This is a genomic window from Thermoleptolyngbya sichuanensis A183 (assembly GCF_013177315.1).
In the GTDB taxonomy this organism is placed as follows: Bacteria; Cyanobacteriota; Cyanobacteriia; order Elainellales; family Elainellaceae; genus Thermoleptolyngbya; species Thermoleptolyngbya sichuanensis.
Map to the genome: position 1 here is coordinate 4,507,367 of NZ_CP053661.1, position 13,237 is coordinate 4,520,603.

Below are 13,237 nucleotides of genomic sequence, written 5' to 3' on the forward strand. Positions count from 1 at the left end.
GTTAAAATCCTATCCCCTAATCAACAGCGGATTAGTCGAAGATATCGGGCACTGGACTGTTAGTGGAGGACAAACCTCGCAAAGCCCTTGTAGACAAACCTTCGCAGTCTGTAGTCAAAATCGGCTGAGGTCTTTGCATAGTCAGCACTTCAAGTGCTACATCATCCTTTTATGAACCAGTGCCAGCGACAAAGCGCCGTAGCGAAATCAGGTCAAAATTAGGTCGTGGAAAGATTGCGGCGACGCACTACTCGGCGAGTCGTCCGACGGCGCACAACCCGTCGAGTATTACGGCGCGGAGGGGTGGAATTTCGGCGTCGCCCACCCGTGATCAGCAGTTCGTTTTCTTCGGTTAGCACTTGCGCCAAGCCTTCAATACCCAGGAACAGATCGATACCCGCAGGCTGATGTTGTGAAAGTTCCTTATTAGTCATTGCACGATCCTCATTACTAACTATCGACTCATGTTTAGAAATACTTGCACCTGCAAGAACGCTTGCATTTTTCAGTATTTCCTCCATGTGTCTTCAGCTTATCGAGGTGGATAGTAGGGAGCAACCTTTATTAGAGTTTTCTAATGCTTTTCTTAGGAAGCACTAAAGCATTGTTTTGCAATGAGATTCACGACAAGAATACCTGTATCTAAAGGTGCAGAATATTGCCGAAAAGTCGCTCTCAGGATACATCCCAAGATATGAGTTCTGAAAAATTTCTAGAATTTTAGAAATTACTAGTCTGATTCAGGAACTTTTTGAAAGGAGTAAACGTCACCTGCTTTTTGAAAATCAGTTTTGGATTTTGGGAACTTTTGCGTTCGGGCTTTCGTCTGCTGTCTGCGGCGCGATCGCCCCCATAAAAAGTGCAGGCCTTAGCGCAAGCAGCGCACTCTGAATGCCGCAGAAGCGCATCACAATTGACCCCAAAGATACCCAAAAGATGAGGAGCGCCATCCAATCCAAATCTAAAATGATGAACCGAGATTATATTGGACTGAAATTTTGGGCATCTGTGGATTACGGCGTGTTACGGCTGAAAGCGATAACCGATGCCGCGTACGGTTTCGATGTACCCGTTCCCCATCTTTTTTCGCAGATAGCCGACGTAGACATTGACAATATTGGAGCCGGGGTCATAGTCGTAGCCCCAGACGTGTTTGAGTAAATGCTCGTGGCTGAGTACCCGCCCTGGATTTCGCAGGAACGTTTCTGCTAGGGCAAATTCTCGGGCCGATAGCTCAATCTGGCGATCGCCCACGCAAAGCTGATGCGCTTGCAAATCTAGCTCGATGTTGCCCACTTGCAGCCGCATTTCGGCACCCTGGGTCGTGCGGGTGTGGCGCAGGCGCAGGCGGGCGCGGGCCAGCAATTCCTCAAACCGAAAGGGCTTGGTGACGTAATCATCTGCGCCGCTCTCTAGCCCGGCAACAGTGTCGTATACGCTGTCGCTGGCGGTGAGGATGATAATGGGCAGTTGTTCGCCTTGCCCGCGCAGTTCCTCCAGCACCGTCCAGCCGTCTTTTTTGGGCAGCCCCAGATCCAAAATCAGCAGGTCAAACTCCTGGCTGGTAATCATGTCGCAGGCAGTTTGTCCATCGGGGGCGATCGCCGTTGCAAAGCCATTGGCCCGAAATCCCTTTTCTAGAAAAGCAGCAATGCGCGGCTCATCTTCTGCAATCAACACGCGGGTCATGGTCTTCGTTTCTGGATGGACTGATTTTGGAGTCGGCGTTTCTAAACAGACGTATGATTTTCGTGCTTAAGCGTCTTGCTGCCCTCACCCTAGCCCTCTCCCAAAGAAGAGGGAACAAGAGTCCTAGCTCGTTCTCCTGTTCTCAAGATACAAGGGGTTGGGGGATGAGGGCAGATTGAAAGTTGCACATTCCGTCGGATTCGTTATCCAAAATCACCAATCCACAATTCAAAATTGCCAGGGCGATCGCCCCAGCGTCATCGAGTGGCTGACGGGGAGCTGCATCAGCCACATCGGGACGCGGGCTTGATACCGAAAAACGATATCCTTGCCTAAAAAATAATATCACTTTTGGATATCGAGTCAAGAAGAATGGCAAAATCACCGAAAGGTCATTCTGGAAAGCGTAGGACTTACGCACTTGCGATAGGTTTTCTGGGTTTTGGACGATTTCTCGCGGGCGCAGCCCGCGAGAAATCGTCCAACTGCGTAAGTCCTAAAGCGATTAGAATAAAAACGAATGAGGACTGGGAATATCAACCAAACGGCTTTCAAGTCAAGGGCTTGAGCATCAGTTTGGTAAGTCAGGATACCAAATGAGGCGTTTGATACGTCTTATTTATTTCGATAGGTTCAAATGGGTTTGTGAAACGCTGTATACCGTATACAGGAAAGCGACAGACGGAGATCTATGCAAAACCTGAAGGCGATCGTGATCGGGGCTGGGATTGGTGGCTTGACGGCTGGCATCGCCCTGCGACAAGCCGGATATGAGGTAGAAATTTATGATCGGGTGAAGGAGATGCGGCCGGTGGGTGCGGGGATTTCCGTCTGGTCGAATGGCGTGAAAGTGCTGAACCGTTTGGGATTGGGCGATCGCATGGCCGAAATCGGCGGCATTATGAACCGGATGCAGTATCACACCAAAGCCGGAGAACTTCTGAACTACATCGAGCTTGCGCCGCTGATTCACAAAGTCGGACAGCGCCCCTATCCGGTCGCCCGCCGCGATTTGCAAAAAATGCTGATGGCGGCGTTTCCGGGCGAGGTGCATCTCGACTGTCGCTGCATCGGCGTGGAGGAAGACGACCACGGCGTGACGGTGCAGTTTATCAACGGGCGCGAGGCGCGGGGCGATTTTTTGGTGGCGGCGGACGGCATTCGCTCGGTGTTGCGGAGCTACGTCGTAGGGCGCGAGGTAGAGCCGCAGTATGTGGGCTATGTGAACTGGAACGGGCTAGTGCCTGCCGATGCTGAGTTGTCTCCGCCGGAGAGTTGGGTCATCTACGTTGGCGAACACAAGCGAGCCTCCCTGATGCCTGTGGCGGGCGATCGCCTCTATTTCTTCCTCGACGTGCCGCTGCCCAAGGGCACACCCGCCAACCCCGACACCTACCGGGAAGAGCTAAAGGCCCATTTCGCAGGCTGGGCCGAGCCTGTGCAGCGCCTGATCGACCGCTTTGACCCCTATACCGTGGCGCGTCCGGAAATTCACGATGTCGGCCCGATCGATCGCTACGTGCGCGGGCGGGTGGCGCTGCTGGGCGATGCGGCCCACGCCACCTGTCCTGACTTGGGCCAGGGCGGCTGTCAGGCGATGGAAGATGCGCTGGTGCTGGCAAACTATCTGCTGACCACCAATATCAGCATCGAGTATGCCCTGAAGCGCTACGAGTCGGAGCGCATGGCCCGCGCCAACGCGGTGGTAGAAAAGGCCCGCAAACGGGCCGAACAGATTCACGGCAAAGACCCCGCCGTGACGCAGCAGTGGTATCACCAACTGGCGACGGAAAAGCCGACGGATGTTACCGATGCCATTAGCAAGGTGATTTTGGCGGGGCCGCTGCGTTAGCGAATCGGGAATTAGGCTTGAGAGATACAAAAACTGGAGAGATGGCAATGGCGGGTAAGCTCACGACCCACGTTTTGGACACGGCGCATGGTCGTCCGGCGGCGCAAATGGCGATCGCCCTCTATGCGATTCACGGCGGCATTCACCCCAACGGCGACAGCCGCACCCTGCTGAAAACCGTCACCACCAACGCCGACGGCCGCACCGATGCCCCCCTGCTCAGTGATGGTGATTTGAAAGCCGGTGTTTACGAACTGGTGTTTGCCGTCGCCGACTATTTCGCCCAATTTCCCGACGCACTGCCCGACCAGCCCTTCCTCAGCCAGATTCCCATCCGCTTTGGCATTGCCGATGCCGACGCGCACTATCACGTCCCGCTGCTGGTGTCGCCGTGGTCGTACAGCACCTATCGCGGCAGTTGAGTGACGGAAAAGACGAAAAACGAAAAACGAAAAACAGAACCTCTTCGCTCTTCGTTCTTCTCTCTTTCCTGCCCTCTTCGCTCTTCGTTCTTCGTTCTTCTCTCTTTCCTCACTCCATCGCCTCCGCCTGCGCCACATCCAGCCAGGTCTTCACCACCGTATCGGGGTTTAGGCTAATAGAGTCGATGCCCTGGCTGACCAGGAAGCGGGCAAAGTCGGGATAGTCGCTGGGCCCCTGGCCGCAGATGCCGATCTTGCGACCGTTGGCTTTGGCGCGTTCAATCACGACGCGAATCATCGTTTTTACGGCTTCGTTGCGCTCGTCAAACACGTTTGCCACCAGCGCCGAGTCGCGGTCGAGTCCCAGCGTCAGTTGGGTCAGGTCGTTGGAGCCAATGGAGAAGCCGTCGAAGATTTCGCTGAACTCGTTTGCCAGAATCACGTTGCTGGGCACTTCGCACATGACGTAGACCTGCAAGCCGTTTTCGCCGCGCTTCAGGCCGTTGCGCTCCAGTTCTGCCATTACCTTGCGCCCTTCCTCGGGTGTGCGGCAGAAGGGGATCATGGGAATCACATTCGTCAGCCCCATGTCGTTGCGGACGCGCCGAATCGCCGCGCACTCCAGCGCAAAGCCGTCGCGGTATTTCGGGTCATAGTATCGCGCTGCACCGCGCCAACCCAGCATTGGGTTTTCCTCGTGCGGTTCAAACGATTTGCCGCCCAGCAGGTTGGCGTATTCGTTGCTCTTGAAGTCTGACATCCGCACGACGACCGGCTTGGGATAGAAAGCAGCAGCGATGGTGGCCACGCCCTGGGCCAGCTTGTCTACAAAGTAGTCGGGCTTGTGGTCGTAGAGGTGAGTCAGTTGGGCGATCGCCGCTTTTTCGTCATCCTCTGGCAGTTGGTCATAGTTCAGCAGCGCCAGCGGATGCACGCGGATGTGGTTGGCAATAATGAACTCAAACCGCGCCAGCCCTACGCCGTCGTTGGGCAGGGCCGACAGGCGAAAGGCCTCTTCGGGATTGCCCACGTTCATTAGAATCTGCGTGCGCGGGCGGGGCAGGGTGTCGAGCGGCGTTTCCTCCACCTCAAACGGCAAGAACCCGGCGTAAACACGCCCCTCTTCGCCCTGGGCACAAGACACAGTGACTTCTTGACCCGTTTGCAAAACCTGCGTCGCATTGCCGCAGCCAACGATCGCCGGAATGCCCAATTCCCGCGCAATAATCGCCGCGTGGCAGGTGCGGCCGCCCTGATCGGTGACGATCGCCCCTGCTTTTTTCATAATTGGCTCCCAGTCTGGGTCGGTGCGGCTCGTCACCAGCACGTCGCCCGCCTGGAAGGCGTGAATTTCTGCTGGGCTAAGAATGACGCGCACCTTGCCTTGGCCAATCATCTCGCCCACGGCGCGGCCCGTCACCAGCGGCTCGTGGTGGGTGTAGGTAGTGTCTTCTGTTTTTGCGCCGGCCTCGCGCTCTAGGCGATAGCGCCGCAGCACGGTCTGCGCCTTTTGCGACTGCACCGTTTCCGGCCGCGCCTGCACGATGTAGAGTTCGCCCGTGATGCCGTCTCGCGCCCACTCGATATCCATTGGCGTGTAGGTGCCGTGGGTTTGGGAGTAATGGTCTTCGATGATGCAGGCCCATTCCGCCAGCTTGAGAATGTCCTCATCACTCAGGGCAAAGCGATCGCGCTCCGATTGTTCCACGGGCACGGTCTTGGTCAGATGTTCTCCGTCGGTGTCGTAGACCATTTTGATTTCTTTGCTGCCCAGGCGCTTGGCCAGGATGGGGCGGAAGCCTTCTTGCAGCGTGGGCTTAAACACCAGATACTCGTCCGGGTTGACGGAACCCTGCACCACCGTTTCGCCCAGCCCGTAGGCCGCCGTCACCAGCGCCGCATTGCGAAAGCCGCTCTCGGTGTCGATGGAAAACATCACGCCCGATTCTGCCAGGTCAGAGCGCACCATCTTTTGCACGCCAACGGAGAGGGCGACGGTGAAATGGTCAAACCCTTTGGTGGCTCGGTAAGAAATGGCGCGATCGGTAAAGATGGAGGCAAAACAATGGCGGCAAGCATTCAGCACCGCATCCAGTCCGTGGACGTTGAGGTAGGTTTCTTGCTGTCCGGCAAAGCTGGCATCGGGCAAATCTTCAGCGGTGGCGCTGGAGCGCACGGCGACATCTGTATCAGGCCCGTAGCGGCGGCACAGTTCAGCATAGGCCTGGGCGATCGCCTCTTCTAGATCTTGGGGAAAGGGGGCGTTGAGAATGAGCGATCGCGCTTCCCGCCCGCAAGCCTGCAAGTTTTCTACATCGTCCACATCCAGCGTGGCAAACAGGCGATGCAGCGCCTCCGCCAGCCCTGCGCTCTGAATGAAGTGGCGATAGGCGTGGGCCGTCGTCGCAAACCCACCCGGCACGCGCACTCCCTTGGCGCTAAGCTGACGAATCATTTCTCCCAGCGAGGCGTTTTTGCCGCCCACCAGCGGAATATCGTGAATTCCGACATCCTCAAACCACAGCACCAAACTCTGATCGTGCGGCATCGCGACGCTGCGTTCGGATAGCTGAACCATGAGTACCTCCTTGAGGCAACCGTGTGGAAGCGATGAGGGACTGGTTGCATTGCCCCCTCTCCTTCATGCTAGTCAATGGAATCGGGGGAGTCCTGAGGCCTGAGGACGAGCGAGATTGACGGAAATTGCCCAAGCCTGGATGCTGCTTGAGTTCGGGAAAATATTAAATTGTATATTTAATTACAATTCTTGACGAATGGGCTGGGGATCGACAAAAACGCCTTGAGAATTCACGAGAATTCACGCTTTTGGAGGTTGCGATATTTGGGTTCAAGGATTTGGATAACGGGCGATCGCCCCTACAACCGCTTCAACCCTGCCTAAAAACGTCCAGGTTTCCTGATAGAAGCAACCCCTTTTTGGGCGAATTTATCGATTGATTGTTTGCCCCAATTTTGACCCCGTATCGAATCGCCATCGAATTGCCAAAGTGACGCTACGAATCGCATCACTTCACACAAACCATGCGGCCGATGCAATCACCGGAAGCCCCGCAGACGCTCGACCGGAATCCAAAATCGCAAATCCAAAATCCAAAATCAAAGAATCGATACTAGCCCAAATACTTTTTCAGCAGCAGTTCCAGCTTAGCTTTTGTCTCCGCAGGGGCCTTGTCTAGCGGCGTGAGGATGGCGTATTTCAGGGCGTGGTGGGCTTCGGAAGGCGGCGGGTTTTGGGCCAGGCGACGCACGGTTTCCTGAATCACGCGCTGGGCATTTACCGCATTTTTTGTCAGGTTGCTGATCACCATGTCCACTGTCACGCTGTCGTGGTCGGGATGCCAGCAGTCATAATCCGTCACCAGCGCCAGCGTCGCGTAGGCGATTTCGGCTTCGCGGGCCAGCTTGGCTTCGGGCAGGTTGGTCATGCCGATCACCGTTGCGCCCCAGCTTCGATACAGGTTCGACTCGGCGCGGGTAGAAAAGGCTGGCCCCTCCATGCAGACGTAGGTGCCGCCCCGGTGCAGCGCTACATCGGGCAGATCCAGGGAGGCGATCGCCTCTCCCAACACCGCCGCCAGGTTCTTGCACACCGGATCGCCAAAGGCAATATGCGCCACGATGCCCTCGCCAAAGAAAGTCGAGACGCGCCCCCTCGTGCGATCGATGAACTGATCCGGCAGCACCATATCCAGCGGCTTGGCCTCCGCTTGCAGAGACCCCACCGCCGAAGCCGAAACCAGGTACTCCACACCCAGCGACTTCATTGCGTAAATATTCGCCCGAAACGGAAGTTCCGATGGCAGCAGCGTGTGGTTGCGTCCGTGCCGTGCCAAAAATGCGACGGGCGTGCCCTCCAGCGTGCCCACGATCAGCGCGTCCGACGGTTTGCCAAAGGGCGTGTCTACCTCGACTTCGCGCACGTCCTTCAGCGCGTCCATTTTGTAGAGGCCGCTGCCGCCGATGATGCCAATTCGCACGTCTGTCATGGTTGTCGTCCTGATTCGTCCTACGTCGTTCTAAAGAGCGGGGCCAGCGGTAATCAATCAGAACATTACCAAGCGACGCTCTGCCTCCTAAGATACAGGGGGTTTGCAGGAAGAAACAGGAGAGATCGTAAAAGTCTGGTTGAGAAGTCTAGCCGAGAAGTCTAGCCAAGAAGTCTGGCCAAGAAGTCTGGCTGGAGAATCTGGCTAGGGCGTGTTTTAAAGCCCTTTGATCCCCCCTAGCCCCCCTTAAAAAGGGGGGAACCGAGCCGAACCACTCTGGAATTCCCCCTTATTAAGGGGGATTTAGGGGGATCGACTCAAGGCAATCAACGACCTAGAAAGTTTTAAGACGCTGGCTAGAGCAGAGAACCAGAGTTAGGATTCTTCGGACTACAGTACCAGCGCGGGCGTGGCCTGCTGAAACTGCGCCCGGATTGCCTGGATACATTCTGGTGTGGGCGTTGGGGTATTGCTGAGTTGATAGTCATAGCCCAACTGTTGCCACTTGTATTCGCCCATCTTGTGGAAGGGAATAACTTCGACCCGCTCCACGTTCTTCAAGCGGGCGACGAACTGGGCCAGCCCAGCGACATTGTTTGGATCATCCGTTAAACCTGGCACCACCACAAAGCGAATCCAGGCAGGCTTGTGGCAGTCGCTGAGGTATTGTGCAAAATCCAGCGTGGGCTGGAGGCTGACGCTGGTGACCTGGGTGTAGATTGACGGGTTGAATGATTTGATATCCAGCAGCACCAAATCGACAAACTCTAGCACTGGGCGGGCGATCGCCAGCGGACAATAGCCCGACGTATCCAGCGCGGTGTGAATGCCCAGCGCCTTGCACTGCCGCAAAATCTCCTGCACAAACTCTGGTTGCATCAGCGGTTCGCCGCCGCTCAGGGTCACGCCACCAGGCGGACGAATGTAGAAGCGATATTTCTGAATCTCGGCGACCATTTCATCGGCGGTGACCTCAGTGCCACCCGATATCTCGCGGCAGTCGGGGTTGTGGCAATAGAGGCAGCGCAGGGGACAGCCCTGAGTAAACACCACGACCCGCAGGCCAGGCCCATCGACGGTGCCACAGGTTTCGATGGAGTGAATGCGTCCGGTGATTGACATAACGGTAGGCCTTAAAAATCACAGCGCCAAGGGAAGCAGACTCAGCAAAGCGTGTCAAAAGAGTCAGGACTTACGCACTTGCGATAGACCTTCTGGATTTTGGACAATTTCTTGCGGGTGCAGCCCGCGAGAAATTGTTCAACTGCGTAAGTCACAACTTTAGTTTGGACTAACTGGCATCACAATAATGCTCAACAGGATGCCATAAAGAATCTGCTCAACCGTTCATAACAGTTGAACTTAAGGAATTGGATACAATCCTGCTCGCAGTTAAGCTGCTGTTGCAACCGGACTGTTCAGGGATTGTTCGGATGTCTTGCGTTTCGAGGCTCGTTTTTTGACCATCGGATAGCAGGGACGAGGAGTTGGCTTGTGCCCCTTGCCTCGTCCTGGCGATTTACCACGAGGTTTAGGCGCAGGAGCAGGGGTGCCAATCGCTGCCAAAATGCCTGCAAACGCTTGTGCGACCCGACCCGGAGTCAACGTTTCTTGCGGTGCCTGCCAGGGCAAGGGGTGGTCAGTACAGTCCTTTCGCGCTAACCACAACTGCCAACTGAGCAACGGCATCAGGCTGCTCCACTGTTCGGTTGCCGATACAGAACTGAACTGGGGATGTGTCCAATATAGCCTCTGCTTGGCAAAGCGATACCAGTGTTCAATGGCAAAGCGACGGAGGTAGTGCAACCACAGGGTTTCTAACGGAGGCATCTGCTCACCCAGCCAAACTAACCACAAAGGAGCCAAGCGTCGCGTGCTGCTCTGTGTCTCCAGCACCTCCACGCGCAACACTTCCATTGCCCGTTTGGGGGATTTGCGGAAATGGTATGCACTCCAACGACTGACCCGCACTCGTCCCCAGTTGGGATCATCGACTTCAACGGTTTCGACCGGGACACTCCAAGTGTCAGGGTCATTGAGTTTCATCTTATGTCCATGCTTGGCAGGTGCGCCTCGCCCTCGATACGCTGGGGGCGCGCCATAGACACATCGATTGGATGTAACCCGCAGCAGCAAGTCTGCCTCAATCCCTGCCGTTTGGTTGACAAAACTGGCATTGCCGTACCCTCGGTCGTAGATCGCCAACGGACGCACCGCTAACTGCCGAGTCACTTGTTTGAGTTGGAATGCCGCTTTACTGGCGGGTGTTTCAAAGCTGGTGATGCGCTCATGCCGCAATGGTAATGCCCAACTGCCCCTGTCTTCAGCAATCCAGGCTAAGGTACTGTAGTTTTGTCCGGCTATCGGGGCATGTCCTGTTCTGCCTGATAAGGTGCGGTCTTTCAAACGCCTGGCAGCAGGACGGTTCCACCGACTCGCATCACCTGCCAACAACGGTTGCTGCTGAGTCGGTATCTGCTGCACCAACAGCTTCAGCACCTTTGATCGGGGTAGGCGGCTATCGCGCAACGCTTCATAGGTGCTCGACCACTGGCGACGAAAGACAGGACTCTGCGATAGCCTCACAAACGACACGATGCACGCACTCACTAACACGGCATCCATCAGATCAAACAGGGCATCTCTGGCGTTTCCCAAGCTGGCATACAACGTTTGGCGAAATTGCTGAAGTTCGTTGAAAATCATGGGGTCAATGTTGGTTGTACTTCATTGACCTTACGGCAGTCGGTGCTTCTCATTGACTGCCTTCCTCTTCACCATTAGTCCAAACTAAAGTCACAAGAGTGTCGAGAGAAAGGGCAAAAGGCGAACGGTCAGCGAGTTTCAGGCAAGTTGCAAGCGAGTTGCAAGCAAGTTGCAAGCAAGTTTCAATTGTTCCTGTCGTTGCCGTCCGGAGTCCTTTTGCCCTGCGTTGCGTCGGCTGAACGCCTTACAAAAGCGAGTCTCTTGCGAATGCCACCTATGCCTAGACGCGATCGTGGAAGGTGCGGCTGATCACGTCTAGCTGCTGCGCCTGGGTGAGCTTGATGAAGTTGACCGCGTAGCCCGACACTCGAATCGTGAGTTGTGGATATTGTTCAGGATGCGCCATCGCGTCGAGCAAGGTTTCTCGATTGAGTACGTTGACGTTGACGTGATGCCCCTGACCGTGGAAATAGCCGTCTAGTAAGCTCACCAGATTTTGGATGCGATCGCCCGTCTGTTTCCCCAGTGCGTCAGGCACGATGGAAAAGGTGTAGGAAATGCCGTCTTTGGCGTGGGCGTAGGGCAGTTTGGCGACAGAGGCGAGGGAGGCGATCGCCCCCTTGGTGTCGCGGCCGTGCATGGGGTTAGCACCGGGGGCAAAGGGCACGCCGGCCTTTCGCCCGTCAGGGGTGCTGCCCGTCTTCTTGCCGTAGACCACATTGGAGGTAATCGTCAGCACTGACTGGGTGGGCACGGCATCGCGGTAGGTTTTATGCTGCCGCAGCTTGTTCATAAAGGTCGTCACCAAGTTCGCAGCGATCGCATCCACTCGGTCGTCATTGTTCCCAAACTTGGGATAGTCACCTTCCACGGCGTAATCTACGGCCAGTCCGGCTTCATTCCGCAACACCTTCACCCTGGCATAGCGAATCGCAGACAGCGAATCCGCCACCACCGAAAGTCCTGCAATGCCGCAGGCCATCGTGCGATAAACGTCCCGATCATGCAGCGCCATTTCTAGCCGCTCGTAGCAGTACTTGTCGTGCATGTAGTGAATGACGTTCAGCGTGTTGATGTATAGCTCTGCCAGCCAAGTGAGCAGTCTGTCGAATTTTTCCATCACCTCATCGGGGTCTAGATAATCCGACAGGATGGGGCGGAACGGGGGCGCTACTTGTTCGCCTGTGTTTTCATCGCGGCCGCCGTTGATGGCATAGAGCAGGGCCTTGGCCAGATTGACCCGTGCGCCAAAGAACTGCATTTGCTTGCCCACGCGCATCGCAGACACACAGCAGGCGATCGCATAATCATCGCCAAACTCGGGCCGCATCAGGTCATCGTTTTCATACTGAATTGAACTGGTTTCAATAGAAATCCTGGCGCAATACTGCTTGAACGCATCCGGCAGCCGTTCAGACCACAGCACCGTCAGGTTGGGTTCGGGAGCCGGCCCCAGATTGTTCAGCGTATGCAGCATTCGGAAACTGGTTTTTGTCACCAGGGGTCGCCCGTCTTCTCCCATGCCGCCAATGGATTCTGTCACCCAGGTCGGGTCGCCCGAAAATAGCTCGTTATACTCCGGCGTTCGCAGGAACCGCACCATCCGCAGCTTCATGACAAACTGGTCGATGAGTTCCTGAATGTCGATTTCCGTAGCCGTGCCGTTTCGCAGATCCCGCTCGCAGTAGATATCTAAGAACGTAGACACCCGCCCCAGCGACATTGCCGCGCCGTTTTGCTCTTTCACGGCGGCTAGATAGCCAAAATAAAGCCACTGCACGGCTTCTTGGGCATTGGCGGCCGGGGCGCTGAGGTCACAGCCGTAGCTGGCGGCCATTTGCTTCAGTTCCTCCAGCGCCCGGATCTGCTCCGACAGTTCCTCCCGCAGCCGAATGGTGGGTTCGTCGCTGAGGGCTGCGAGCGACTGCTTCTGGTCTTTTTTGTCTTCAATCAGGCGATCGCACCCATACAGCGCCACTCGCCGATAGTCGCCGATAATCCGCCCCCGCCCATAGGCATCGGGCAGCCCGGTGATAATCCCCGACCGCCGCGCCATCCGCATTTCCTGGGTGTAGGCATCAAACACGCCGTCGTTGTGCGTTTTGCGATACGTCGTGAAAATTGCCTCCGTTTCGGGGTCGAGCGTATAGCCGTAGGCATTTAGCGCTGTTTTCACAACTCGGATGCCGCCAAAGGGCATTATGGCTCGCTTCAGCGGCTGGTCGGTTTGCAGCCCCACAATCCGCTCCAGTTCGCGGTTAATGTAGCCCGGCGGGTGGGAAGTGATACTCGACACCACCCGCGTATCGGCATCCAAAATGCCCCGTTCTCGCTCAGCTTGCATGAATTGCGTCACTTGCTGCCACAGGGTGCGCGTGGCAGCGGTGGGACGCGCTAAAAACGCCTCATTCCCGGTGTAGGGCGTGTAATTTTTCTGGATAAAGTCGCGCACGTCAATCCGTTCTACCCAGACTCCGGGCACAAACCCGTCCCAGGGCGATCGCGCTTGACTGGCATCTGGTTCTAAAACAAGCGTTGGCATAGTGCCTCCTTGAACGTAA

Annotated in this window: 9 protein-coding genes; 2 read left to right on the forward strand and 7 right to left on the reverse strand. The window is 55.9% G+C overall.

The annotated features are described in order from the left end of the window. Nucleotides 1-218 precede the first annotated feature (218 nt). Together HPC62_RS18660 and HPC62_RS18665 are read right to left on the reverse strand one after the other, a co-directional pair. The gene (locus HPC62_RS18660) at nucleotides 219-434 is read right to left on the reverse strand and encodes a hypothetical protein (RefSeq protein ID WP_172358023.1); all 216 of its coding nucleotides are present in this window, start codon (nucleotides 432-434) and stop codon (nucleotides 219-221) included. Between the two features lie 589 nt (nucleotides 435-1,023). Continuing rightward, on the reverse strand, nucleotides 1,024-1,689 hold the full coding sequence (locus tag HPC62_RS18665; protein WP_172358024.1) for a response regulator transcription factor: 666 nt from the start codon (nucleotides 1,687-1,689) through the stop codon (nucleotides 1,024-1,026). A 691-nt stretch (nucleotides 1,690-2,380) separates the two neighbouring features. Here HPC62_RS18665 and hpxO point away from each other — a divergent pair. Together hpxO and uraH are read left to right on the forward strand one after the other, a co-directional pair. Further along, a complete protein-coding gene (gene hpxO, locus HPC62_RS18675) occupies nucleotides 2,381-3,541 on the forward strand; it encodes an FAD-dependent urate hydroxylase HpxO (RefSeq protein ID WP_172358026.1) in 1,161 nt (386 codons plus the stop codon). 47 nt (nucleotides 3,542-3,588) lie between these two features. Further along, nucleotides 3,589-3,963, forward strand: a complete 375-nt coding sequence (gene uraH, locus HPC62_RS18680; RefSeq protein ID WP_172358027.1) for a hydroxyisourate hydrolase — start codon at nucleotides 3,589-3,591, stop codon at nucleotides 3,961-3,963. Between the two features lie 109 nt (nucleotides 3,964-4,072). Here the strand turns inward: uraH and ppsA are convergent, their stop codons facing one another. The 5 genes from ppsA to pflB form a co-directional block, all read right to left on the reverse strand. Beyond that, a complete protein-coding gene (gene ppsA / locus HPC62_RS18685; protein WP_172358028.1) occupies nucleotides 4,073-6,541 on the reverse strand; it encodes a phosphoenolpyruvate synthase in 2,469 nt (822 codons plus the stop codon). A 553-nt stretch (nucleotides 6,542-7,094) separates the two neighbouring features. Continuing rightward, nucleotides 7,095-7,970 (reverse strand): S-methyl-5'-thioadenosine phosphorylase, encoded by an 876-nt coding sequence (locus HPC62_RS18690; protein WP_172358029.1) that lies wholly within the window; start codon nucleotides 7,968-7,970, stop codon nucleotides 7,095-7,097. A 390-nt stretch (nucleotides 7,971-8,360) separates the two neighbouring features. Next, complete coding sequence (gene pflA / locus HPC62_RS18695) at nucleotides 8,361-9,092, reverse strand: pyruvate formate-lyase-activating protein (RefSeq protein WP_172358030.1); 732 nt, start codon at nucleotides 9,090-9,092, stop codon at nucleotides 8,361-8,363. Nucleotides 9,093-9,362: 270 nt separating this feature from the next. After that, nucleotides 9,363-10,676, reverse strand: a complete 1,314-nt coding sequence (locus tag HPC62_RS18700) for an NF041680 family putative transposase (RefSeq protein ID WP_172353244.1) — start codon at nucleotides 10,674-10,676, stop codon at nucleotides 9,363-9,365. Between the two features lie 280 nt (nucleotides 10,677-10,956). Then, complete coding sequence (gene pflB, locus HPC62_RS18705) at nucleotides 10,957-13,218, reverse strand: formate C-acetyltransferase (protein WP_172358031.1); 2,262 nt, start codon at nucleotides 13,216-13,218, stop codon at nucleotides 10,957-10,959. Nucleotides 13,219-13,237 lie beyond the last annotated feature (19 nt).

Coding starts and splice junctions, on each gene's coding strand:
- pflA (WP_172358030.1), bottom strand. CDS start 9,092: ATGTCAATCACCGGACGCATTCACTCCATCGAAACCTGTGGCACCGTC.
- HPC62_RS18665 (WP_172358024.1), bottom strand. CDS start 1,689: ATGACCCGCGTGTTGATTGCAGAAGATGAGCCGCGCATTGCTGCTTTT.
- pflB (WP_172358031.1), bottom strand. CDS start 13,218: ATGCCAACGCTTGTTTTAGAACCAGATGCCAGTCAAGCGCGATCGCCC.
- hpxO (WP_172358026.1), top strand. CDS start 2,381: ATGCAAAACCTGAAGGCGATCGTGATCGGGGCTGGGATTGGTGGCTTG.
- HPC62_RS18700 (WP_172353244.1), bottom strand. CDS start 10,676: ATGATTTTCAACGAACTTCAGCAATTTCGCCAAACGTTGTATGCCAGC.
- ppsA (WP_172358028.1), bottom strand. CDS start 6,541: ATGGTTCAGCTATCCGAACGCAGCGTCGCGATGCCGCACGATCAGAGT.
- uraH (WP_172358027.1), top strand. CDS start 3,589: ATGGCGGGTAAGCTCACGACCCACGTTTTGGACACGGCGCATGGTCGT.
- HPC62_RS18660 (WP_172358023.1), bottom strand. CDS start 434: ATGACTAATAAGGAACTTTCACAACATCAGCCTGCGGGTATCGATCTG.
- HPC62_RS18690 (WP_172358029.1), bottom strand. CDS start 7,970: ATGACAGACGTGCGAATTGGCATCATCGGCGGCAGCGGCCTCTACAAA.